Source organism: Stenotrophomonas rhizophila, from assembly GCF_000661955.1.
Taxonomy (GTDB): domain Bacteria; phylum Pseudomonadota; class Gammaproteobacteria; order Xanthomonadales; family Xanthomonadaceae; genus Stenotrophomonas; species Stenotrophomonas rhizophila.
In genome coordinates, this window is the sequence record NZ_CP007597.1 from 151,853 (window position 1) to 175,319 (window position 23,467).

Sequence of the window (23,467 nt, forward strand, 5' to 3'; positions counted from 1 at the left end):
CGGCGTCGGCCGCAGCAGGTCGGGCACAGGCGCCCGGCGGTGCGCCCACCATGACCCTTGGCCGATTGTCGGTACCGTCCTGACCGGGTAGGGTCGCAGGCATCCGTTCCCGGGAGTCGTGCATGAAGCCGCTTGTCCTTGCCGTTGCGTTGGCCCTTTCCGTTCCCGCTGCGCTGAGCGCACCCCCGGCCCTGGCCGCCAAGGCTGCCGCCGCCAAGGCGCCGTCCAGCCCGGCCTGGGTCACCCGCAGCAACCAGCTGGCGCAGATCCTGCTGGATGCGCAGGGCCCGTTCCAGCCGGAGGAAACCGGCTTCTTCGGCGTGCCGGGCTACGACGACAAGGTCGCCGATTTCGGCCCGGACAACGGCGCCCGCTACCGTGCGGCCATGGCCAAGGCACGCAGCGAACTGCAGGCCAAGCTGGCCACCGAGCGCGACCCGAACGTGCGCCAGGACCTGGCGATCATGATCGCCGCGGCCAGCCAGAACATCGAAGGCAGCGAGCTCAACGAGAAGTACCTGCTGCCGTGGACCGACACGCCGCAGACGGTGTTCAGCGGTATCAACATGCTGCTTTCCGACCAGGTATCGGCCGAGCGTCGCGCCAAGGCGCTCGATCGCCTGAAGGCCTACGCCGGCCTGGCCCCCGGCACCCAGCCGGTGACCACGCTGTCGCGCCAGCGCTATGAAGAGCGCCTGGCCGACAAGGGTCTGCTGCAACCGACAAAGATCGAGGTCGAGCAGTCGCTGGCCAACGTGGACACCTACATCGCCGGCATCGAACAGCTGTTCGGCAAGTACAAGGTGGCCGGCGCCGACGAGACGCTGAAGACGCTTGCCACCCAGCTGCGCGAGTACCGCGACTGGACCCGCAAGGACGTGCTGCCCAAGGCCCGTACCGACGCGCGCCTGCCCGAGCCGCTGTATGCCTACCAGCTCAAGCGCGTGGGCATCGACATCGCCCCGGCGGTGCTGATGCAGCGTGCGCAGCTGGAATTCATGGAAACCCGCTCGGCGATGCGCCAGCTGTCGCCGCTGGTGGTGCAGGCCAAGGGCCTGAAGGTGACCGACCCCACCGATCCGGTGGCGGTGGTGCGCGCGCTGAAGGGCGACAAGATCGCCGACGACCAGCTGGAGCACCACTACCGCGGCGTGATCGATGCGATCGACCCGATCATCCGCCGCGAAAAAATCGTCGACGTGCCGCAGCGCCCGATGCAGATGCGCCTGGGCTCGGCCGCCGAAAGCGCGGCCTCGCCGGCCCCGCACTTCCTGCCGGCGCCGCTGGTGGGCAACACCGGCCAGCAGGGCACCTTCGTGCTGCCGCTGGGCAACCCGGCTGCGGGCGACAAGGCCGCGCAGTACGACGACTTCAACTTCGGTTCGGCGGCCTGGACGCTGAGCGCGCATGAAGGCCGCCCGGGCCACGAGCTGCAGTTCACCGCGATGGTTGAACGCGGCATCTCGCTGGCGCGCACCATGTTCGCCTTCAACTCGGTCAACGTCGAAGGTTGGGCGCTGTATGCCGAAGCGGAGATGGTGCCGTACGAGCCGCTGGACGGGCAGCTGATCGCGCTGCAGTTCCGCCTGCTGCGGGCCGCGCGCGCCATGCTCGACCCGATGCTCAACCTGGGCCTGATCGACCGTGCCAACGCCGAGCGCGTGCTGATCGACGAGGTCGGCCTGTCCAAGGCGATGGCCACCCAGGAACTGGACCGCTACATGGTGCGCATGCCCGGCCAGGCCGGCAGCTACTTCTACGGCTATACCCGGATCCTGGAACTGCGCATGCAGACCGAACTGGCGCTGGGCAAGCGTTTCGACCGTCTGGCCTTCAACAACTTCCTGCTCGACCAGGGCCTGCTGCCGCCGGACCAGCTGGCGCAGGCGGTCAACGAGGTGTTCGTGCCGAAGTACAAGGCACCTGCAAAACGCTGACCTGGCAAATGCCGGTGGGCACCGACCGTTGGTCGGTGCGCCGTTGCGGGGCCGCCACGACCAACGGTCGTGGCCTACCGGTTACCGGGTCGGCGTGATCGTCTGCGTCGGCAGGCGCGCCGGTGCCGTGGGTGCGGCCGGGTTCGGTACCCAGATCGCCACGCCGGCCGCGCGCTTCTGCGTGGTCGGAATGCCGATGCCGACACCGCCGCCCACATGCGAGCCGTAGCTGCCGCCGCCCACCGACATGCCCACCGGCGAGCCGCTGGAGCCTACGCCCATCAGGATCACGCCGTTGGCGCCCAGGGCGGCCGCTTCACGCTTGAGCCGCATCACCGCCGCATCGGTCTGGCCCTGGGTGCCGAAACCAACCGCGCTGGACGATTCCAGCTGGGCGATTTCCACCGAGCCGGCCGGCGGGGTCGAATAGATCTGCACGCTGGCCGGGTCCACCGGCGCACGCGCCTGGCCCAGCATCACTTTGGACGTGCTGGCGCAACCGGCCACGGCCAGCAGTACGCCGAGTACGGCAATCGATCGGATGTTCATGCATCACCCCTGTTCGGTAGGGACCGGTGGTCCGTGGCGCGATCATCGGCGCTGGCAACTGAATCGGTGCCAACGTTCTGACTGCCACGCTAGCACCCTGCGGGTGATCGTCATGGCACTGCTGCGATGGCCGGCACAGATGGGCCGATGAACGCGTCAGGTTCGGCGCCGACGGCCCGGATCTGGGCTATGGTGGCGCCACCGTCATTCAAGGAGCCTGGCATGGGATTGATCAGTCTGTTGTGGGGCATCCTGGCCCTGCTGTGGATGGTGCTGGCCCTGATCCCGCTGCTGGGCTGGGGCAACTGGTTCCTGATTCCGTTCGCGGCGGTCGGTGCGGTCATCGCCGCGCTGGGCATCCTGTTCACCCACCCCAGCAAGCGCGGCCGGGCCTGGGCCGGGCTGGTGCTGAACGGCATCGTGGTGGTGGTGGGCATCGTCCGGCTGGGCCTGGGCGGCGGCATCATCTGAGCCGACCCGGCGGCTGCGGCCCGGGCTGCGACCATCGGTCGCAGCGGGCAGGCGCGCGCGTGCAGGGGCGTACAATCAGCCGCTGCCGGGGCGTTTGCGCCACTGGCCCACGCCTTTCCAGGCGCCATGTCCGCTTTCGATGATCATTCGTCCCCGCCCCCACGGCTGGCAATTGCTGTACATCCTGCGCGGCTCCATCGTTCCGGCGGTGGCGCCCAAGGTGCTGGCGATCCTGGTGCTGGCCATTGCCGTGGCCGCCTTCGCCGAGGTCTGGCACCCGCCGGGCATCGAACGCGTCTCGGTGGCGCCGTTCACCCTGCTCGGCCTGGTCCTGTCGATCTTTCTGAGCTTCCGCAACAACGCCTGCTTCGAGCGCTGGTGGGAAGGCCGCAAGTTGTGGGGCCAGCTGGTCTACGAATCGCGCAGCCTGGCGCGGCTGTGCAGCGCTTTGCTGGCAGACGACGCGCCGCGCCGGGATCGCATCTGCCGGCTCGGGATCGGGTTTGCCCATGCGCTGGCGGCCAAGCTGCGCGGCGGTGACGCCGCGTTGGCCGCGCTGCCCTGGGTGGCCGAGCACGACCACGCCCGCTTCGGCGCGCGCCTCAACGCGCCCGACCAGCTGCTGGCGATGATCGCCGCCGACCTGGCCGAGCCGCTACGTGCCGGTCGCCTCGACCCGATCCTGTACGCCCAGTTCGAGACCCGCCTGCACGCGATGTCCAGCATCCAGGCCGGTTGCGAGCGGATCCTGTCCACCCCGCTGCCGTTCGCCTACACCCTGCTGCTGCACCGCTGCGCGTGGATGTTCTGCGTGCTGCTGCCGTTCGGCCTGGCCAGTTCGCTGGGCTGGGCCACCCCGGTGGTGTCGGCGGTGCTGGCCTACGCCTTCTTCGGGCTGGACCAGCTGGGCGAAGAGATGGAAGAGCCGTTCGGGCTGGAGCCCAACGACCTGCCGCTGGACGCGCTGGTGCGCACCATCGAAATCGACCTGCTCGACAGCCTTGGCGTGGACCCGCTGCCCGCGCCGCTGCAACCGCATCGTTACCTGCTGCAGTAATCCTGCCGCGCCCCCCGCATACCGTTACGGAGCATCCCCATGGCCCACCCCGACTATCGCCCCCGCCGCATGCGCCACGACGAGTTCTCGCGCCGCCTGATGCGCGAGAACACGCTCACTACCGACGACCTGATCTACCCGGTGTTCGTGCATGAGCGGGAAGGCCGCGCGCCGGTGGCATCGATGCCGGGCGTGGAGCGCCTGTCCATCGACGAGCTGCTCAAGGTGGCCGAAGAGGCACTGGAGCTGGGCATCCCGGTGATCGACCTGTTCCCGGTGATCGACCCGGCCGGCAAGTCGCTGGACGCGGCCGCCGCGTGGGATGAAAACGGCCTGGCGCAGCGCGCCATCCGCGCGTTGAAGTCGCGCTTCCCCGAGCTGGGGGTGATGACCGACGTGGCCCTGGACCCGTACACCACCCACGGCCAGGACGGCATCATCGACGACAAGGGCTACGTGCTCAACGACATCACCGTGGCCGCGCTGGTGAAGCAGTCGCTGTCGCACGCCGCCGCCGGCGTGGACATCATTTCGCCGTCGGACATGATGGACGGCCGCATCGGCGCCATCCGCCGCGCGCTGGATGCCGATGACCACGTCAACGTGCGCATCATGGCCTACTCGGCCAAGTACGCCTCGGCCTTCTACGGCCCGTTCCGCGACGCGGTGGGCAGCTCGGCCAGCCTGGGCAAGGCCGACAAGAAGACCTACCAGATGGACCCGGCCAACGGCGACGAGGCCATGCGCGAAATCGCGCTGGACCTGGAAGAGGGCGCGGACATGGTGATGGTCAAGCCGGGCATGCCGTACCTGGACCTGGTGCGCCGGGTGAAGCAGCAGTTCGGCGTGCCGACCTTCGCCTACCAGGTCAGTGGCGAGTACGCGATGATGAAGGCCGCCTTCGCCAACGGCTGGCTCGACGAGCGCGCCTGTGTGCTGGAGTCGCTGATCGGGTTCAAGCGCGCCGGTGCCGATGGCGTGCTGACCTATTTCGCCCCGCAGGTGGCGCGTTGGCTGCGCGAACGCTGACAATACGCGCCACTACGCCGACAGGACGATGACGATGCAGACGATGGGATGGGTCCAATGGGTGACCTGGGGCACCGGAGTGGTGGTGTTCGCGGCGGTGATCGGGCTGGTCATCCGCGGCGTGCTGCGCGCGGCCAAGCGCCCGCCGGAACAGCCGTCCGCCGCCGCCCGGGTGGCGCGTGAGGCGCAGCTGTCGCCCGAACTGCAGGCGCAGCTGGCCGCGTTGAACCAGCGCAAGGATCACGGCGACATCAGCGAAGCGGAGTACGAACGGCAGCGCGCCGCGCTGCTGGCGTCGCGCTGACCGCATCGATTCCCCTCAGCGGCACGCACCGCCCGGTGCGACCGGTGCCTTCATCCGGTACAGGTCCAGCCCGCCGGCACGCGGTGCGCGGGTCATGCCGGCCAGCACCAGCTCGCCCGGCTTGGCGGCATCCACCACCGGTGCGCCGGTCTGGCCATCGGCCGTGTTGAACGACAGCACCAGCGGCGTGGCCGGTTGGCGGTAGTCGCAGCCCACCACCCACACCTGCGCGTGCCCGCCGCTGACCCGGGTGAGGGCCAGTGCGCCGTCGTTGCCCAGCCACGCGCCCCCCAGTTCGTCGGCGGCGCTGTTGAGCGGGGCCGGCAGCGCGGCCACCGCGCCAAAGCCCTTGTCCTGCACGGCAGCCCGATACAGGTCGAAGCCGCCGCGGGTGCCGGTGCCATTGCGCGCGAACAGCAGCGCCTGGCCATCCGGGCGCAGGGCCGGGCGGCGCTCGTCGGCGGCGGTGTTGATCGTCACCGGCAGCGCCATCACCGGCCCGAAGCTGCCGTCGCCACGCACCGCCACGCTGTACAGGTCGAACCCGCCGCGCCCGCCGCTGCGGTTGGAGGCGAAGTACAGCCAGCGCCCGTCGTGGCTGAAGTAGGGGTCGGTTTCATCGCTGCCGGTGTTCAACGCCAGCGGCGTCGGGTCCTGCCAGCGTCCATCGCGCAGTGCCGCCTGCCACAGGTCCCAGCCGCCGGCACCGCCGGCGCGGTCGGAGGCCCACACGATGCGCTGGCCGTCCGGGGCTATCGTGGCCTGGGCCTCGTTGGCCTTGGTCGACACCACGCCCATGCCCTCGATGCCGAATTCGGAAAGCGCCATCGCCTGCGGCGTGGAGAGTAAACTGGCGCACAGCGCGAGCAGTGACAATGGAGTGCGCATAGCCGCTTCCGTTGGGGGTTTGCGTTCCATTCTAGGCCCGGAGCAGACACACCCATGACCGCCGATCGTTACGCCGTATTTGGCCAGCCCATCGCCCACTCGCAGTCGCCGCGCATCCACGCCGCGTTCGGCCGCCAGGAGGGCATCGCGCTGGACTACCGCGCCATCGAGGCCAGCCCGGACGCGTTCGCCGCCGCACTGGAGGCCTTCGCGGCCGAAGGCGGCGTGGGCGCCAACATCACCGCCCCGCACAAGGAAGCAGCGTTCGCGCTGTGCACCACGCTGACCTCGCGCGCGCGCCGCGCCGGCGCGGTCAACACCCTGCTGCGCAAGGGCGACCGCTGGCACGGCGACACCACCGATGGCATCGGCCTGGTGCGCGACCTCACCGACCGCCACGGCCTGGACCTGCGCGGCCGCCGCACCCTGCTGATCGGCGCGGGCGGATCGGCGCGCAGCGTCGCCCCGGCGCTGCTGGATGCCGGCATCCTGGAACTGGTGGTGGTCAACCGCACCCCCGAGCGCGCCGATGCGCTGATCGACGCCATGGGCGAACCCGGCCGCGCCATCACCCGCTACTGGGAAGACATCCGCGAGCTGGGCGACTTCGAACTGATCATCAACGCCACCTCGGCCGGGCGCGACCGCGCCAATGAATTCACCCTGCCGCTGGGGCTGGTCAACAGCATGACCACCGCGGTGGACCTCAACTACGGCGAGGCCGCCATCGGCTTCACCGCGTGGGCGCGGTCGGCCGGCTGCCGCAACGTCGTCGACGGGCTGGGCATGCTGGTCGAGCAGGCCGCCGAGAGCTTCCTGCAGTGGCATGCAGTGCGCCCGCAGACCGACCCGGTGTACACCGAGCTGCGCGCCGAGCACGCGTTGGCCGGCGAGGACTGAGCCGATGAACATGGAGCTGCTGATTTCCGTGCTGGGCATGACCGCCACGCGCCTGCCGATCCTGATTGCCCTGGCCGTCTCGGTGGTCTGGGTCATCGACACCCCGCGCACGGCCGTGCGTGACGTGGCGTTGTGGTCGCTGATCCTGCTGGCCGTGGCGACCGTGGCCGGGCTGGTGTTGAACCTGGTGCCGATGTGGATGGTGCAGCAGGGCAACTACGAGTCGATCCGCAGCCTGTCGATGTGGCTGGGCGTGGGCCACTTCGTGCTGGGCCTGCTCAATGCGGTCGGGGTGGTGCTGCTGGTGTGGGCCCTGACCCGCACGCTGCGTGCCCGCCACGCCACGGCGGCCGCTGGCTGAGGATCGGGCCGGCGTTCCGGCCCGACGTGCTGCGGGGTTTGCAGCAAAGCAATTCACACACAAGGAGGTGGACCGATGACGCTGTCTGATATGGGTGTGCTGTGGGGGCTGGTACTGCAGGGCGTGCTGTGGCTGGCCAAGCCGGGGGTGCTGATGCCGGTGCTGGGTCTGGTGGCGCTGGTGCTGCTGTTGCGGCGGCCCGCGCAGCCGGGGCGACGCCTTGGCCTATGGGCGGCGGGCGCGCTGCTGCTGGCTCCCGCAGTGGGGGTGCTGTGGGATGCCTCGCTGATCATGCTGATGTCCTTCATCAGCAGTGAGGTGTCGCTGGGTCTGTTGCTGGGCGCCTTCGGCTGGGCCCGGACGCTGTTGCTTGCCGCTGCCGTGGTGCTGCTTGGCAGGGCACTGCGGCAGGCGCTGGCAGGCTCTGCAGGAGAAGGCGCATGAGTTCGCCGCTGTCGCTGTCCGGTCTGATGATGGTGGGGCCCATGCACATAGCGCAGCTGCTGCAGCACGTCACTGTGCTGGGGGTGGCGGTGCTGCTGCTGGTGACGTTGCGGCCGATCGTGCGGCGCCGCGGCGGGCGCATCGGTCTGGTCGGTGCCGCGTTGCTGTTGGGCGGCACGGCGCTGGACATCGTGCGGATCCTGCTGGCCCTGCTTTCCGGCAGTTCGGACGCCGTGGAGTCGCTGTACCTGGCACAGAGCACCGGGCTGATCGTGCTGGTCTGGGCCCTGCTGGCCGCGCTGCGTCGGCGCTGAGGTCCCGGCCATGCGTGTCCCCGGTTGCTCCGGCACCGGACCTGCATCCCGGATCTGAACCGGCGCGGAAATCCGCGCCGGTCCCGACCCTCCGCTCGTGAGAAAATACCCGCCGTGATCCAGGCAGGTAGCTCTTGGCGTGACCGAAAAAGTTGAAGCCCCGCGTGCGCTGAACGACGACATGAAGGCCGCCATCCGCGATGCCTACGCCAAGCTGCAGGCCAACACCCCCGGCTTCAGCACCCGGCGGTCGCAGAGCCAGATGATCGGCGTGGTCTCGCGTGCGCTGTCGCACAGCGGCGGCGTCGGCGTGGTCGAAGCCCCCACCGGCGTGGGCAAGTCGCTGGGCTACCTCACCGCCGGGGTGCCGATCGCGCTGGCCACCAAAAAGAAGCTGGTGATCAGCACCGGCACGGTGGCCCTGCAGTCGCAGCTGTTCGAGCGCGACATCCCCAACTTCCTCAAGGCCACCGGCATCGAGGCCACGGTGGCCCTGGCCAAGGGCCGCACGCGCTACCTGTGCACGCGCAATGCCGCCGAAGCACATGGCGATGGCGCCCAGGAGGGCATGTTCGAGGACGAGCAGCCGCTGTTCGACCGGCCGTTGGCGCCGATCGAGATGGACCTGGCGCAGAAGCTGAGCAAGGACTTCCTGGAAGGGCGCTGGAATGGCGACCTCGACAACGCCCCGGAGACCATCAGCAACACGCTGCGCTCGCGCATCACCACCCCGGCGTCCGGCTGCGCCGGGCGCAAGTGCGCCTATTCGGCGCAGTGCGCGGTGCTGCGCTCACGCAACACCGTGCGCGAGGCGCAGATCGTGGTCACCAACCACGCGCTGTTGTTGTCGGCGCTGTCCATCGGTGAGAGCGACAACGGCCAGCCGCTGATCGCGCCGCCCTCGGACATGCTGCTGGTGCTCGACGAAGGCCACCATATCGGCAGCGTGGCCATCGACCAGGGCGCGGCCAGCCTGGCCCTGGACGAGATGGCCAAGCGCACCGGCCGCCTGCAGGTGCTCATCGCCGCGTCCTACCGCGCGGTGGACAAGGACAAGCTGGGCAACCTGCTGCCCAACGAGGCCATCGAGGCCGCGGCCAAGGTCAGCAAGCAGCTCAAGGCGTTCCGTGACGTCATCGACCGCAGCTGGCGCCCGGACCCGGCCGCCCAGGAGCCGATGTGGCGCGCCCCGAACGGGCGCCTGCCGGACATCTGGATGGCCGACATCGAGGCCATCGCCGACGACACCCGCAGCCTGTTCAACTGGGCCCATGCCGCGCTGGCCCAAGTAGCCAAGGGCAAGCCCGAGGACGCCGCGCGCGAACGCCTGCAGCGCAACCTGGGCATGGCGCTGGAGATGATCGAGCAGCAGCACAACCTGTGGACGGCCTGGCGCCGCGAAGACAAGGAAGGCCAACCGCCGATGGCGCGCTGGATCACCCTGTCGCGCGACGGCGACCTGATCCTGCACGGGTCGCCGGTGTCGGCCGCGCACGTGCTGCGCAAGCTGCTGTGGGACGAAGTGGACTCGGTGGTGATGACCTCGGCCACGCTTACCGGCGGCGGCGATTTCCAGTCGCTGGCGATCGACAACGGCATTCCGGCCGAAGCCGAGATGGTGTCGCTGGCCTCGCCCTTCGACCTGCCCAACCAGGCCCAGCTGATCGTGCCCGCGTTCCCGGTCACCCCGGACGACCGCGAGCGCCATCCCAAGGAAGTGGCCAAGTACCTGGTCAAGGAACTGGATTGGGGCAAGGGCAGCATCGTGCTGTTCACCTCGCGCTGGAAGATGGAAAAGGTGGCCGAGCTGATGCCCGCCGCGCAGCGCAAGCTGATGCTGGTGCAGGGCGAGGGCGCCAAGCAGAAGATGATCGACGAACACCTGCGGCGCACCGCTGCCGGCGAGGGCTCGGTGCTGTTCGGGCTGAACTCGTTCGGCGAAGGCCTGGACCTGCCCGGCGAGGCGTGCACCACGGTGGTGATCACCCAGGTACCGTTCGCGGTGCCCACCGACCCGCAGACCTCCACGCTGAGCGAGTGGTTCGAAAGCCGTGGCCTGAACGCCTTCAACCTCATCGCGATCCCGCACGCGCTGCGCACGCTGACCCAGTTTTCCGGCCGCCTGATCCGCACGTCCACCGACACCGGCCGCGTGATCATCCTCGACTCGCGCCTGCTGACCCGCCGCTACGGCAAGCGCATCATCGACGCGTTGCCGCCGTTCAAGCGGGTGATCGGGTAGGAAACCGGTAGAGCCACGCCATGCGTGGCTGCACGGCGTGACCCAGGTGCACACCCCGGCGTTACCCGCCCGGGGTGCGGCAGGCCATCCCGTAGGCATCGCGGTAGGGCTTGCCGAAGCAGCGGACAAAGGCATCCACCACGTCGAGGTTGGGCGGCCAGGCCACCTTCATCGTTTCGCCGCTGGGCAGGGTGAACGAAAAGAACCCGTCCTTGACGTTCGCCTCCGGGGGCGCCGGCACGGCTGCCAACGCCGCGCGGGCCGAAACCAGCGCAGGCTTGTTCTTCTCGATCAGCGCGATGCTGGCATCCACGTAGGGATTCCAGCCCCCGGCATCGGGGGCGGGCTTGTAGGTCTGGCGCATCAGCGCCACGGCCTGCGCATCCTGTCCGGCCTCCGCGCGCACCTGCGCTTCGTGCCAGATCAACGTGGTGTTGCCCGCAGCCTTGGGCTGCGCACGGTAGGCGGCAATCAGGTCCGCAGCGGGCAGCTGGCATCCCGGCTTCTCCGCCATCGGTCGCCAACCGCCGGTCAGGTCCTGGTCGAAGGCATCCGGCGACAACGCCAGCAGCGCGGCCCGATCGACCACGCAGTCGTCGGCAAGAGCGGGAAGCGCAACGGCTGAAACGGCCAGTGCAAGCAGACAGCGAACAGCACGCATCGTCACCTCCTTGTGCAGAACCATCCCCGGAGTGTTTGCCAGCAGCGCGCATCGGGTCAAGCCGTTGCTCACTCCGACGCGGCCGGACACGCCTCATACGCCAACGCATACGGCTGGTACATGCAGCGCACCAACGCATCCACCACCGGCAAGCGCGGCGGCCAGGGCACCTGCTCGGCCTCCACCTGCACCATCCCATTGCGGACCACGCGGCCCGGTGGCGGCGGCAGCGCGGCCAACCGCGCCCGCGCCTGCTTCAACGCGGGCAGGTCGTCGTCCAGGAAGGCGATGGTGGCGTCTACATAGGCATTCCAGCCGCCCACATCGGCGTGCGCGGGTTTGTAGGTGCTGCGCATCAGCGCGCTGGCCGGGTCGCGTTGCCCGCCCAGTGCGCGCAGCTGCGCCTCGCGCCAGATCAACGGCCGGTCACTGGTCGCCTTGGGCTGCTGGCGACGGTAGTCGGCGATGAGGTCGGCGGTCTCCAGCGAACAGCCCGGCCGGTCGGCCAGCGGCCGCCAGCCGGCATCCGGATCACCATCGAACACCTGCAGGGGCAGCGCCAGCACCGCGTCGCGGTTGGCCACGCTGCAATCGGCCGCCAGCAGCGGAGCGGAAGCGCAGGACAGCGCAAGAAACATCAGGCATGCAGTCAGCCGCATCGTCACGTCCATGTGTGAAGGACGCCAAGTATGAAGGCTGCGTGCCGTTCCCGCATGGGCAACGGTCACCGTTGGCCATGCCAACGCGGATCGGTAGTGCCGGCCGCTGGCCGGCAGCCGCACACCCGTAGTGCCGGGCTCTGCCCGGCAGCACTTGTTTGGCTGGGGAGCCGGCCAGCGGCCGGCACTACCGGGGTGTGCGATAGATGCCGGTTACAGCTTGGACAAATCGCGCACCGCGCCCTTGTCGGCGCTGGTGGCCAGCAGCGCGTAGGCCTTCAGCGCGCCGGTGACCTTGCGCGGGCGTGCTTCGCGCGGCGCCCAGCCCAGCGCGTCCTGCGCGGTGCGGCGTGCGGCCAGCGTGGCGTCATCCACCAGCAGGTCGATGCGGCGCGCCGGGATGTCGATGCGGATGCGGTCGCCTTCCTGCACCAGCCCGATCACCCCGCCGGCCGCGGCCTCGGGCGAGGCGTGGCCGATCGACAGCCCGGAGGTGCCGCCGGAAAAGCGCCCGTCGGTGAGCAGTGCGCACTGCTTGCCCAGGCCTTTGGATTTCAGGTAGCTGGTCGGATACAGCATTTCCTGCATGCCCGGGCCCCCCTTCGGGCCCTCATAGCGGATCACCACCACGTCGCCGGCCACCACCTGATCGGCGAGGATGCCGGCCACCGCCGCGTCCTGGCTTTCGAACACGCGTGCGCGCCCTTCGAAGACGTGGATGGACTCATCCACGCCGGCGGTCTTGACCACGCACCCGTCCACGGCCAGGTTGCCGCGCAGCACGGCCAGCCCGCCTTCGGCGGAGTAGGCATGGGCGACGCTGCGGATGCAGCCGTCGGCGCGGTCCACGTCCAGCGTGGGCCAGCGCGTGGCCTGGCTGAAGGCCACCTGGGTGGGAATGCCTGCCGGACCCGCACGGAAGAAGTCGTGCACCTTTTCATCGTCGCTCACGGCCACATCCCAACGCGCGATCGCGTCGGCCAGGCTGCGGCTGTGCACGGTGGGCACGTCGGTATGCAGCAGCCCACCACGCGCCAGTTCGCCCAGGATGCCGTACACGCCGCCGGCGCGGTGCACGTCTTCCATGTGGTACTTCGGCGTGTTCGGGGCCACCTTGCACAGCTGCGGCACGCGCCGCGACAGCGCGTCGATGGCATGCAGGTCGAAGTCGACCTCCGCCTCCTGCGCGGCCGCCAGCAGGTGCAGGATGGTGTTGGTGGAGCCGCCCATGGCGATGTCCAGGGTCATCGCGTTTTCGAACGCGGCCACGCTGGCGATGGTGCGCGGCAGCGCGTTGGCGTCTTCGCCGCCGTACCAGCGATGGCACAGCTCCACGATCAGGCGCCCGGCACGACGGAACAGCTGCTCGCGGTCGGCGTGGGTGGCCAGCGTCGAGCCGTTGCCCGGCAGCGACAGCCCCAGTGCTTCGGTCAGGCAGTTCATCGAGTTGGCGGTGAACATGCCCGAACACGACCCGCAGGTGGGGCAGGCGCTGCGCTCGTACTCGGCGACCTTCTCGTCGCTGGCGCTTTCGTCGGCGGCAATCACCATCGCGTCCACCAGGTCCAGCTTGTGCTCGGACAAGCGGGTCTTGCCGGCTTCCATCGGGCCGCCGGACACGAACACCACCGGGATGTTCAGGCGCAACGCGGCCATCAGCATGCCGGGGGTGATCTTGTCGCAGTTGGAAATGCACACCAGCGCATCGGCGCAGTGCGCGTTGACCATGTACTCCACCGAGTCGGCGATGATCTCGCGGCTCGGCAGCGAATACAGCATGCCGTCGTGGCCCATGGCGATGCCGTCATCCACCGCGATGGTGTTGAACTCCTTGGCCACGCCGCCCACCTGCTCGATCTCGCGCGCCACCAGCTGCCCCAGGTCCTTGAGGTGCACGTGGCCCGGCACGAACTGGGTGAAGGAGTTGGCGATGGCGATGATCGGCTTGTGGAAGTCGCCATCGGTCATGCCGGTGGCGCGCCACAGGGCGCGGGCGCCGGCCATGTTGCGGCCGGCGGTGGAGGTGCGGGAGCGGTATTCAGGCATGGTGGCTGGCAGGATCTGGCGGGCCGTGGGGGCGCGTTTCACCTCGATTCTGCCGAAAAATTCCGGTTGCGTTTGCAACCAAGCGCCCGCCGCCCGTAGCGATGGCGGGTCGCGTGGCGCGACGGATTTCTGAAATGCCATTCATCTTCCCGGCTTTGCCGGTTTTGGTTGTTCGGCCCGATGAGGCATGATTGAACCGATAACCGTACAAGGGGGCATGACGCCATGAAACGTTCCAGGACCACCGCGCTGCTGTTGATGAGCGCCGCACCGCTGCTGTTCACCGCCTGCCAGAAGGACGCCGGCGTCCAGACGCAGGAAGGGCTGTACACCTCGGTGGAGGCCTGTACCGAAGCCACCGGTGACCCGTCCAGCTGCCGCACCGCCTTTGCCGAAGCGAAGAAGCAGTCGGCCGATGCGGCGCCCAAGTACGCCTCGCGTGCCGAATGCGAAGCCGAGTACAACGCCGAGCAGTGCGTGGAACAGAAGACCTCCACCGGCCACTCGTTCATCGGCCCGATGATGATGGGCTTCTTCATGTCGCAGATGCTCGGCAACCGCGGCGCCGGCCTGGCCCAGGCCCCGGCGGCCAGCCCGGCCTACCAGGACAAGGCCAAGGGCTGGGCACGCCCGGCACCGGGTGGCAGCGGCGGCTTGAACACCGCCAGCGGCATCGGCGCCGGCAAGGCCGGCCTGGCCCCGGTCAACGCCACCCCCAACCGCGCCGTGACCGCCAGCCGTGGTGGCTTCGGCAGCACCAGCAGCGGCCGCAGCAGCGTCGGCGGTTGATCGATGCAGCGTGTCCGTATTGCCGAGCGCAGCCAATGGCGCGCCCGGGCCGAGGAATCCGGCTTCCGCTTCCACACCATCGACGGCCTGCCGTATTGGGATGAAACCGCGTACTACGCCTTCACCCTGCGCCAGATCGAGCAGGACATCGAAGACCCCAGCGCCGAGCTGCACGCCATGGCGATGGGGTTGGTGGACGAAGTGGTGGGCAGCGAACAGCTGATGGACCAGCTGGCCATCCCGCCGGCGTTCCGCGACTGGATCGCCGACAGCTGGCGCCGTGGCGAGCCGCACCTGTATGGCCGCCTGGACTTTGCCTACGACGGCACGGGCCCGGCCAAGCTCTACGAACTCAATTACGACACGCCCACGTCGCTGTTCGAGGCGTCGTTCTTCCAGTGGCAGTGGCTGGAAGACCAGCGCAACCAGAACCGCCTGCCGCCGCACGCCGACCAGTTCAACGCGATCCACGAAGCATTGGTGGACCGCTTTGCACAGCTGTCCGCGCAGTTGCCGCCGCCGCTGTACTTCAGCGCGGTGGGCAGCTCGGAGGAAGACCAGGGCACGGTGGCCTACCTGCGCGATTGCGCGGCCCAGGCCGGCCTGCGGGGCGAGGCGATCGCGATCGAGGACATCGGGTTGTCCGAAGACGGTCGCTTCACCGCGATGGATGACACCGTCATTGGCAGCCTGTTCAAGCTGTACCCGCTGGAAGACCTGATGACCGAGTCGTTCGGCCAGGCCTTGCCCGGGTCGGGCGTGCAGCTGCTGGAACCGGCGTGGAAGGCGATTCTGAGCAACAAGGGCGTGCTGCCGTTGTTGTGGCAGCGTCACCGCGGCCATCCCAACCTGCTGCCGGCCGAGTTCGACGATGGCAGTGCGCTGCCGCGTGGCTGGGTACGCAAACCGCTGTTCTCGCGCGAAGGCGCCAACGTGGCCATGCACCTGGCCGATGGCAGCTGGCAGGAGAGCGAAGGCCCGTACACCGGCCCGGCGATCCGCCAGGCCGCGCACCCGCTCACCGCGTTCGACGGCGGTTACCCGCTGGTGGGCAGCTGGGTGGTGGGCGACCAGGCCTGCGGCCTGGGCATCCGCGAAGACAACAGCCGCATCACCCGCGACAGCGCGCGCTTCGTGCCGCACGCGATCATCGACGAAGCCCCCACCCGCATTTACGTGTGATGGCGATCCAGCGCGACCGCAGCCTGCGCCCCGGGCCGTTGGCCGGGCGACATCTGGATGACGGACATGCCCTGTGGCGCTACGCGGACCGCATCGCGGTGCGCTGCCATCGCTGCGATTTGCCGGGCTGGGTCACGCGGCAGGACCAATTGAGGCGCTTCCGTTGCCTGGGGTGCGCCATGGCGCTCGACGGGGGCTGCGGCTGCAGTCGCTGCGGCCCCGGCGACTGGGTGGGGCCGATGCTCTACAGCGGCTACCGACCCTGCGGCCACTGCGGGTACAAATGGGTGGGCGTGGAGATCCGTCGCCCGCGCCCAACGCCAACGTTGACCACGTCTACCGCGGCGTGTCGGCAATGCGGTCGCGACAGCGAAGTGGAGGTCACCGCGCGGCCACTGGGCAGCGCTGAGTCCAACGACCCGCATTTTGGCATGCCGCTGCTGCTGGTCGAGAAGACCGCAGCCGGCGTGCTGTGGGCGTACAACGCAGCGCACCTTCAGGCGCTGCACGACTATGCCGCCGCACCGCTGCGCGAACGCGCCGGCATGTCCAACGGCTCCATGTTCTCGCGCCTGCCGCAGTGGATGAAACTGGCACGCAACCGCGTGCTGCTGCAGAAGGCCACCGCCCGTCTGATCGCCAAGGCCAACGCGATCCGGTAGGTACCGACCGTTGGTCGGTACGCGTGCGTTACAGCAACCCGTCGCGCTTGACCGCCAGATACCGCTCCACCAGCGCGCCGGGCAGTGCATCGGCGGTGACATCCAGCACCATCACCCGATGGCTGCGCAGGGCCTCGTGGGCGTCGCTGCGCTGCTGCAGGTAACGCGCAATGGCGCCGGCCTGGGTGGCGTCCTGCAGGGTGTCCACCGGCTGGTCCAGCGCGTCGTCCAGCTCGCGTTCGCGCAGGCTGGCCACGCACACCAGGTGCTGGCGCTGCAGCAGCCGCACCGCGGCCAGCAGGTCTTCGATGTCTTCGTCGCGGACGTTGGTGACCAGCATCACCAGTGAACGCCGCCGTTGGCGCAGGGTGAGTTCGGTGGCGGCCGCCAGGTAATCGGTGGCGACCGGCCGCGCCTGCAGGTCGTAGCTGGCGCGCAGCAGAGCGTCGATGGCGCCCATGCCGCGCTGCGGTGCCACCCAGCGGCTGTCGCCGCCGCTGGCAAACAGGCCCACGCCGTCGCCCTGGCGCAGCGCCAGGTAGGACACCACCAGCGATGCGTTGAGCACGTGGTCGAAATGCGACAACCCACCTTCGCTGGCCATCATGCGTCGGCCGGTGTCGATCATCAGCATCAGCTGCTGGTTCTTCTCGTCCTGGTACTCGCGCGAAATCAGCTTGCGCGCGCGCGAGGTCGCCTTCCAGTCGATCTGGCGCAGGCTGTCACCGATGCGGTACTCGCGCATCTGATGGAAATCGGTGCCTTCGCCACGGCGACGCTTCAGGTGCGCGCCGACCAGCCGCGAGGCCTGTTCGGCACTGAACAACGCAAAACGGGTCAGCGGGGCGAAGTTGGGGTACACCCGCACGCTCAACGCGGGCGGCAACGTACGCCGCTGCCACCACAACCGCCACGGCGCATGTACGCGCAGGTGCACACCGTCCAGCTCGAAACGGCCGCGCGCGGTGGGGGTCACGGTGTACTGGAAACTGCTGGCCACCATCGGCTTGAGCGTGAGCCGGCGCGGCAGGCCCTGGAGCGTCCATTGGCCCGGTGCCAGGTCGAACACCTCCACGCGCTGGCGCAGGCTCGATTCCAGCCGCAGCGTGACCGGCCGTGCCACGTTCAAGGCCAACGCCTCGGGCATGTCGCGCTGGATGCTGGGCGAGGGCTGACGCCACAGGCGCAGCAGATCCACCACCGCCAGCACCGCGATCGCAGCGCCGGCGGCGGCCCAGCTCCAGCGCGGCCACAGCCCGAACGCCACCGGCAGCCCGAGCAGGCTCCAGGCCAGCAGCAACACCAGCAGCAACGGCGCTGGCCTCATCGGCGCAGCCCCCAGGCGTCAATGGCGCGGCAGGACCTCATTTGCGCGGTGCTTCCACCTTGGCCAGCAACGCTTCAAGCGCATCGTCGGCACTTTGCCCTTCGATCTGCAGTTCCGGGGCCAGCGCAATGCGGTGGCGCAGCGCCGGCTTGGCGATGTCGCGCACGTCATCGGGGGTGACGAAATCGCGACCGGCCAGCACCGCCTGCGCGCGCGCCGCACGGACCAGCGCGATGCTGCCGCGCGGACCGGCGCCCAGCGCGATGCCCGGCCACTGGCGCGTGGCGGCCACGATCCGCACCGCGTAGTCGATCACTTCCGGATCCACGGTGATCGCGGCGGTGGCCTGCTGCAGGGCCACCACCTCGGCGGCGGTGAGCACGCGCGGCACCTGCGACAGGTCGAAGTCGGCCGCGCTGCGCCCGGTGGTGATCGCATCCACCATGCGCTTCTCGTCTTCCAGCTGCGGGTAGTCGATCAGCACCTTGAGCAGGAACCGGTCCAGCTGCGCTTCGGGCAGCGGGTAGGTGCCTTCCTGTTCCACCGGGTTCTGCGTGGCCAGTGCCAGGAACGGCGGGGTCAGCGCGAACGCCTTGCCTTCGATGGTGACCTGGCCTTCCTGCATCACTTCCAGCAGCGCCGACTGGGTCTTGGCCGGGGCACGGTTGATTTCATCGGCCAGCAGCAGGTTGGTGAACACCGGGCCGCGGCGGATCTTGAAGCTCTCCGACTTGGGGTCGTACACCGCGTGCCCGCTGACGTCGCTGGGCATCAGGTCGGGGGTGAATTGCACGCGTCCGTAGTCCAACTCCAGCGCCTGGGCCAGTGCCCGTACCAGCAGGGTCTTCCCCAGCCCGGGCACGCCTTCGATCAGCACGTGGCCACCGGCCAGCAGCGCGATCAGGATCTGGTCGAGGACCTCCGGTTGGCCGATGAACGCGCGGCCGACCGCGTCGCGCACGGCATCGACGCGTTCAACCAGGCTGGGGCCGGACAGCGCGGCCGGGGCCGGGCTGGGGTCGGGCGGGGACAGCGGCGGCGGCTGGATGGACTCGGTCATAGCAGGTTTCTCATCTGGATCAGCAGGCGGATGCGCTCGCGCAGCGCGGTGAGGTCTTGCGAAGCGGGGGCGTGCAGGGCGGTCTGCACGCGGCCGTGGGGCCACTGCAGCAACGTGGCGATGGCCTGTACCTGCGCCTCGCCGGTGAGCGCGGCGGCCGTTGGTGCCCGCCGCCGCAGCCGTGCCAGGAACGCACGGCGTACCGCGTCGTACAACAGTGGGGCCTTGCCGTACCGCAGCAGGTGCTCGCCACTGGCGCGCACGTGTTCCAGCAGCGAGCGGCGCTCGATCGCCGGTGACGGCAACAGGCTCCCCATGCGCTGCGCGCGCTGCCACAGCCAGGCCAGCAGGGCCAGCAGCAGCGGCACCCAGACCGGCCAGCCCTGGTAGAAGATCCGGTGCCACAGCGAGGGCGGGCGCGATCCGTACACCAGCCACATCGTGCCCTGGCCATAACGCGGGGCCAGCAGGTAGCGGGTGAGGTCGCGGTGCGCCTTGTCGTGCAGCCCGTCGATGAAGTCGCCCTGTTTGGCGCTGGGCGTGTCCGACGGCGCCGGGTGGCCCAGCCCTTTCATGAATTCCATGTCGGCCAGCACATCCACACTGCCCTGGCCGTGCTGCAGGCGGGCGAACACCAGCCCATAGGCCTCGTTGTCTTCGTCGTGCTCGCCCCAGCTGCGCGCAAGCGTGACGCCCGGTGGTGGTGCCACGCTGAAGCGGCGGCCGCCACAGAATTCCACGTGCTGCGGGTCATCGCGCACGTGGAAGGGCTGGCAGCCGGCCTCCCCATCGATGCTGTCCACGCCCAGCGCGTCCAGCAACGGCCCATTGCGCTCGAGTGAGTCGTCGCCGGTGATCGGCGGGGTGCGCACCAGCAGGTGGCCGCCGCGTGCCACCCAGTCCAGCAGTGCCTTGGCGGTGGGGGCGGGCAGCAGCGCGCTGTCCTGCAGCAGCACCAGGGTGTCGTGCGGCTGCAGCGCCATCGTGGTCAGGTCCACGCGCGGCTGCGAATGCACCTCGATGCCATCGGCACGCAAGGCCTGCCCCAGCACGTACAACGGGTTGTAGCTGGCTTCGCCCTGCGGGGGCAGGTGCTGGGTTTCGGTGATGCGCTCATGCGAGCGCAGGAACAGGATCGTCAGCGGCACGCCGATCGCGAGCAGCCCCACCACCACCAACAGCCAGCGCAGACGGACGCTCATCCGCGCCACCGGAACTGCTGCTGCAGGGTGCTGGCCAGGCTCTCGAAGGCGTCATCGTCGGGCAGTCGTCCGGCATAGGCGGCGTACTGCCACACGCGCACGACACGCGCGAACAGGCTGCGGTCGTCCGCGTCGGGCATGCGCCGCGATACGCGCAGGCACTGCGCCTCGGTGGCACCCGGCGGCAGCGCCATCTGCGCCCGTTCGCTCATCGATTCCACACTGGCGCGGTACAGCAGCGCCAACGCCTGGCGTGGCCGCCCCTGGTGCCACAGGGCGCGTGCACGCGCCGCCGCGTCCGGTGGGACCTCCTGCGGCACGGTGATGTCATCTTCGACCACGGCCGACACCGTGCTGCGGCGCCGCGCGCCATCGCCACGCAACCAGCGCAGCCAGCGCGGTGCGGTGACCATCAGGATCACCAGCAGGATGCCAACCAGCCCCCACAGCATCCATTCGGCGATCTGCGCCGGCAGCAGCGGGCCCTTGCGCTTGCGCGCCGTGTCGGCGTCCTTGGGGTCCGGTTTTTTCTCTTCTTTCTTGGCGGCATCGTGGTCGATGCGTTCCCAGCGGCTGACCTGGCGGGTGGGGCTTTGCAACGGATCCTCATAGGCGCGCTGCACCGCCTGGCGGAAGCCGGCGGTGTCCACCGGGTCGGTGCCGAAGATGCCGTCGGCGGTATTGGTCGGGTCGTTGGCGTAGGTGGCGGTGGGCCGCTCGGCGGCGTCCGTGTCCGTCTCTGCCTCGGCCTCGGCTTGCGCATCGTCCAGCAGCTGCTCCAGCGAGGGGGCATCCGCATCGGCCGACTGGGCATGCACGGCGGTGCCGGGCCATGCCAGCACCAGCGCAAGCACGAGCAGCGGTGCGGCCTGCTGCAGGCGGTCGCGCAGGCGCCGGAAGGCGATCTCCACGTCCCACGCTTCCATCTCGGTGCGCCGGTTCAAGTACAGCCCGAAGCCGGCGCCGGTGTAGAACGGCCCGATCAACGTCGCCGACAGCCAGCACACCAGATTGAGCCCGAGCAGGGCCCACGCCGGGGTGTCGTCGCGCACCATGGCCCACGCGGCGCGCCACGAGTCGGACAGCAGCTCGAACGGCACGAACAGGAAGACCGCGGCGATGCAGCCTGCCACCAGCACCAGCTCGAAGGCCATGCAGGTGGCAGCCAGCAGCACCGCGTGCCCGAACGCACCGCCGGCAATCGCGCGGCGGCGCGCGCCGCGGTGTTCGGGCGGGTTGCCTTCCAGCAGGTTCACCGGCAGCAACAGCGCGCGCAGCGGGCTGAAACGGCGCCAGCCCAGGTAGCCCCAGAACCCGGTCCAGCCCCACTGGCGCTGTGCGCGCAGGGTCTGCAGGGCACCGGGCGCTTCGCCGAAGATGCTGCGCGACATGACGTACAGGGCCAGCCGGTCGATCACCGGCTTGAGCCACCACATCAGCAGCCACGCCCAGCCGAATGCATCGGCCCACCACGCCAGTGCGTTGACCAGTGCGAACACCGGCAGGCCCAGCAGCAGGATCGGCGCCCAGATCGCGCGTGCGTGCCGGCGCACCAGCGCCGTGCCCAGTTCCACTGCTTCCCAGCCACTGCGTGCGCGCAGCACTACGTCGAGCTGGTCAATGCGCATGCCCGCTCCCACGCCCACCACGCCACAGCCAGGCAAACACCGCGCTCCACAGCACGGAGGCCACGGCGAACTTGCCCCACGCGGGGATCTCGGCGATCGAGGACCAGAAGGCTTCGATGAACGCGGCCACCAGCAGCATCGCCGCCACGCCCAGGCACAAGCGCGCGCCGATCACGCCGCCTTCGATCAAGGCATCGATGCGGCGCCTGCGCCCCGGTGCCAGCAGTTTCATGCCCAGCTGCAGGCCCGCGCCACCGGCGATCACGATCGCGGTCAGCTCGAACGCACCGTGCCCGACCACGAAGCGCCAGAACGGTTCGCCATGGCCCACGTGCTGCAGATGGCCGGCCACCGCGCCGATGGTGAGCCCGTTGAACAGCAGGATCAGCACCGTGCCCACGCCGGCCAGCAGGCCACTGGCGAAGGTGCGCAGGCCGATGCTGATGTTGTTCATGATGTAGTAGCCGAACATCATCCAGTCGGTGCCGCTGTCGCGCCCCAGGTGCGGTGCGGCCGGATCGTACATGCGTTCCATCGCGGCGATCTGCGCGTTGTCCATCAGCAGGTGGATGAACTGCGGGTACCACTGCACCAGCGCGAAGGTGCCGACCAACGGCACCACGAACAACGCGGTGGCCACCCACATGCTGCGCGCCTGGCTGCGCACCAACTGCGGAAAATCCGCGAACAGGAATTCCAGCGCACGCCGCCAGCGGGGCGGTGGGGTGCGGTAGAGCAGGCGGTGGCCCTGCTGCATCAGCAGCTGCAGGCGTGCCACCAGCTGCGGGCTGTAGCCGCGCTTGCGGGCCAGCGCGAGCTGCTGGCACAGGCGCCGGTAGTGCTGCGGAATGTCCTCATCATTGAGCCCGTCGGCTGCCGGTTGCCCGCGCCCACTGCGCGGGTTGTCGCCGCGCGTGGCCAGCCAGTGCTCCAGCGCCTGCCATTCGTGCTGGTAGCGGGCGACGAATTGTTCCTGCCTCATCGGCGCCCCAGCAGCCAGTTGGCCATCGCATACAGGCGCAACACGCCCACCTGGCCACCGCCGCCGCTGAGCGGGGCGACAATACCGGCCAGTTCCTGCTGGCGCGGGGCCGACAGCCGCGCGGCACGTTCGGCAAAGGCGACCACGGCGGCCTGTTCGGCCGGCTGCAACGGTTGCGGTGGCGCCAGTACGGTGTCGATCGGCACGCTGCCCAGCGCCGGGCGCGCGCTGTCGTGGATCACCACGGTGCCGGCGACCAGGTCGCCCAGGCGGCGCCCGTGCGCATCGAACAGGCTCGACAGCAGGCCCAGCGCGTAGCCGAACGGCAGCATGTCCACGGTGCGCAGCAGGTTGCGGGTGATGGCGGCCATCCAGCCGATGGGTGCGCCGTCGCGCGCGACCACGCGCAGACCCAGCACGCGCTTGCCCACGGTGCGGCCCCACAGCGCTTCCTGCACGATGGTGTACGCCCACATCAGCAGGAACATCAGCGCCAGGTAGAGGCCTTGGCCGAACTCGCCGAGGAAGGCCAGCGGAATGCTCAGCATCATCAACGCGCCGACGCGGAGCATGAAGTCGATCGCCCACGCCAGCGCACGCGGCACCGGACCGGCGGCCGGCAGGTGCAGCGGCACGCCTTCGGGCGTGATCACTTCACGGTAGGTGTCCAGCATCGTCGCGCTCATGCGCGCACGGGGCCGGAAAAGATGTGCCGGAATCCTCTCCGGTCTGCTGCCAGCGGGGGCATGCGGGTTCTCGACTGCTTCCTGGTC

At 69.4% G+C, this 23,467-nt stretch carries 24 protein-coding genes; 13 read left to right on the forward strand and 11 right to left on the reverse strand.

Annotated elements, in window-relative coordinates; genetic code table 11:
- Positions 1-122: 122 nt before the first annotated feature.
- Entirely contained in the window at positions 123-1,937 is a 1,815-nt protein-coding gene (locus DX03_RS00645) for a DUF885 domain-containing protein (RefSeq protein ID WP_038685628.1), read from the forward strand.
- A gap of 81 nt (positions 1,938-2,018) precedes the next feature.
- On the opposite strand, the gene DX03_RS00650 is transcribed toward DX03_RS00645, so the two are convergent.
- A complete protein-coding gene (locus DX03_RS00650; protein WP_038685630.1) occupies positions 2,019-2,486 on the reverse strand; it encodes a hypothetical protein in 468 nt (155 codons plus the stop codon).
- A gap of 222 nt (positions 2,487-2,708) precedes the next feature.
- On the opposite strand from DX03_RS00650, the gene DX03_RS00655 reads away from it, so the two are divergent.
- The 4 genes from DX03_RS00655 to DX03_RS00670 all read left to right on the forward strand — a co-directional run bounded on the left by DX03_RS00655 (position 2,709) and on the right by DX03_RS00670 (position 5,347).
- A complete protein-coding gene (locus DX03_RS00655) occupies positions 2,709-2,957 on the forward strand; it encodes a hypothetical protein (RefSeq protein ID WP_038685632.1) in 249 nt (82 codons plus the stop codon).
- A 139-nt stretch (positions 2,958-3,096) separates the two neighbouring features.
- Positions 3,097-4,014 (forward strand): bestrophin family protein, encoded by a 918-nt coding sequence (locus DX03_RS00660; RefSeq protein ID WP_038685634.1) that lies wholly within the window; start codon positions 3,097-3,099, stop codon positions 4,012-4,014.
- A gap of 39 nt (positions 4,015-4,053) precedes the next feature.
- On the forward strand, positions 4,054-5,043 hold the full coding sequence (gene hemB, locus DX03_RS00665; RefSeq protein WP_038685636.1) for a porphobilinogen synthase: 990 nt from the start codon (positions 4,054-4,056) through the stop codon (positions 5,041-5,043).
- A 34-nt stretch (positions 5,044-5,077) separates the two neighbouring features.
- Entirely contained in the window at positions 5,078-5,347 is a 270-nt protein-coding gene (locus DX03_RS00670; protein WP_038685638.1) for an SHOCT domain-containing protein, read from the forward strand.
- Positions 5,348-5,362: 15 nt separating this feature from the next.
- Here the strand turns inward: DX03_RS00670 and DX03_RS00675 are convergent, their stop codons facing one another.
- Positions 5,363-6,235, reverse strand: coding sequence for a PD40 domain-containing protein (locus DX03_RS00675; protein ID WP_038685639.1), 873 nt, complete (start codon positions 6,233-6,235; stop codon positions 5,363-5,365).
- A gap of 54 nt (positions 6,236-6,289) precedes the next feature.
- Between DX03_RS00675 and aroE the strand changes: the two genes are divergently transcribed.
- The 5 genes from aroE (at position 6,290) to dinG (ending at position 10,496) form a co-directional block, all read left to right on the forward strand.
- On the forward strand, positions 6,290-7,135 hold the full coding sequence (aroE, locus tag DX03_RS00680; RefSeq protein WP_038685641.1) for a shikimate dehydrogenase: 846 nt from the start codon (positions 6,290-6,292) through the stop codon (positions 7,133-7,135).
- A 4-nt stretch (positions 7,136-7,139) separates the two neighbouring features.
- The gene (locus DX03_RS00685) at positions 7,140-7,496 is read left to right on the forward strand and encodes a hypothetical protein (RefSeq protein ID WP_244880159.1); all 357 of its coding nucleotides are present in this window, start codon (positions 7,140-7,142) and stop codon (positions 7,494-7,496) included.
- 75 nt (positions 7,497-7,571) lie between these two features.
- Positions 7,572-7,940: a hypothetical protein gene (locus DX03_RS00690; RefSeq protein ID WP_185753420.1), complete on the forward strand. Its 369-nt coding sequence runs from the start codon at positions 7,572-7,574 to the stop codon at positions 7,938-7,940.
- Positions 7,937-8,254, forward strand: a complete 318-nt coding sequence (locus tag DX03_RS00695; protein ID WP_038685645.1) for a hypothetical protein — start codon at positions 7,937-7,939, stop codon at positions 8,252-8,254. The genes DX03_RS00690 and DX03_RS00695 overlap by 4 nt, the downstream gene beginning before the upstream one ends.
- Positions 8,255-8,435: 181 nt before the next feature.
- Positions 8,436-10,496 carry an ATP-dependent DNA helicase DinG gene (gene dinG, locus DX03_RS00700; protein WP_102100656.1) on the forward strand — a complete coding sequence of 687 codons (2,061 nt, stop codon included), beginning with the start codon at positions 8,436-8,438 and terminating at the stop codon, positions 10,494-10,496.
- 61 nt (positions 10,497-10,557) lie between these two features.
- Here dinG and DX03_RS00705 read toward each other — a convergent pair whose 3' ends face one another.
- The 3 genes from DX03_RS00705 to ilvD all read right to left on the reverse strand — a co-directional run bounded on the left by DX03_RS00705 (position 10,558) and on the right by ilvD (position 13,862).
- Positions 10,558-11,157 (reverse strand): hypothetical protein, encoded by a 600-nt coding sequence (locus DX03_RS00705; protein ID WP_081797300.1) that lies wholly within the window; start codon positions 11,155-11,157, stop codon positions 10,558-10,560.
- A gap of 68 nt (positions 11,158-11,225) precedes the next feature.
- On the reverse strand, positions 11,226-11,816 hold the full coding sequence (locus tag DX03_RS00710) for a hypothetical protein (RefSeq protein WP_051598952.1): 591 nt from the start codon (positions 11,814-11,816) through the stop codon (positions 11,226-11,228).
- A gap of 213 nt (positions 11,817-12,029) precedes the next feature.
- Entirely contained in the window at positions 12,030-13,862 is a 1,833-nt protein-coding gene (gene ilvD / locus DX03_RS00715; RefSeq protein WP_038685650.1) for a dihydroxy-acid dehydratase, read from the reverse strand.
- A 225-nt stretch (positions 13,863-14,087) separates the two neighbouring features.
- On the opposite strand from ilvD, the gene DX03_RS00720 reads away from it, so the two are divergent.
- From DX03_RS00720 to DX03_RS21520, 3 genes are all read left to right on the forward strand, one after another.
- Positions 14,088-14,651, forward strand: a complete 564-nt coding sequence (locus tag DX03_RS00720) for a DUF1190 domain-containing protein (RefSeq protein WP_038685652.1) — start codon at positions 14,088-14,090, stop codon at positions 14,649-14,651.
- Positions 14,652-14,654: 3 nt separating this feature from the next.
- Positions 14,655-15,833, forward strand: a complete 1,179-nt coding sequence (locus DX03_RS00725) for a glutathionylspermidine synthase family protein (RefSeq protein WP_038685654.1) — start codon at positions 14,655-14,657, stop codon at positions 15,831-15,833.
- A 326-nt stretch (positions 15,834-16,159) separates the two neighbouring features.
- On the forward strand, positions 16,160-16,495 hold the full coding sequence (locus DX03_RS21520; RefSeq protein ID WP_342341999.1) for a hypothetical protein: 336 nt from the start codon (positions 16,160-16,162) through the stop codon (positions 16,493-16,495).
- A gap of 28 nt (positions 16,496-16,523) precedes the next feature.
- On the opposite strand, the gene DX03_RS00735 is transcribed toward DX03_RS21520, so the two are convergent.
- The 6 genes from DX03_RS00735 to DX03_RS00760 are packed head-to-tail and all read right to left on the reverse strand — an operon-like array spanning position 16,524 to position 23,380.
- Positions 16,524-17,822, reverse strand: coding sequence for a DUF58 domain-containing protein (locus DX03_RS00735; protein ID WP_038685658.1), 1,299 nt, complete (start codon positions 17,820-17,822; stop codon positions 16,524-16,526).
- Positions 17,823-17,859: 37 nt separating this feature from the next.
- Positions 17,860-18,882, reverse strand: a complete 1,023-nt coding sequence (locus DX03_RS00740; protein WP_051598689.1) for an AAA family ATPase — start codon at positions 18,880-18,882, stop codon at positions 17,860-17,862.
- Positions 18,879-20,084, reverse strand: coding sequence for a DUF4350 domain-containing protein (locus DX03_RS00745; protein ID WP_038685660.1), 1,206 nt, complete (start codon positions 20,082-20,084; stop codon positions 18,879-18,881). Before DX03_RS00745 ends, DX03_RS00740 begins: the two co-directional genes overlap by 4 nt.
- A complete protein-coding gene (locus DX03_RS00750) occupies positions 20,081-21,712 on the reverse strand; it encodes a DUF4129 domain-containing protein (RefSeq protein WP_038685662.1) in 1,632 nt (543 codons plus the stop codon). Before DX03_RS00750 ends, DX03_RS00745 begins: the two co-directional genes overlap by 4 nt.
- Positions 21,702-22,694: a stage II sporulation protein M gene (locus DX03_RS00755; protein WP_038685665.1), complete on the reverse strand. Its 993-nt coding sequence runs from the start codon at positions 22,692-22,694 to the stop codon at positions 21,702-21,704. Before DX03_RS00755 ends, DX03_RS00750 begins: the two co-directional genes overlap by 11 nt.
- Positions 22,691-23,380: an RDD family protein gene (locus DX03_RS00760; RefSeq protein ID WP_038685667.1), complete on the reverse strand. Its 690-nt coding sequence runs from the start codon at positions 23,378-23,380 to the stop codon at positions 22,691-22,693. The genes DX03_RS00755 and DX03_RS00760 overlap by 4 nt, the downstream gene beginning before the upstream one ends.
- Positions 23,381-23,467: the final 87 nt, after the last annotated feature.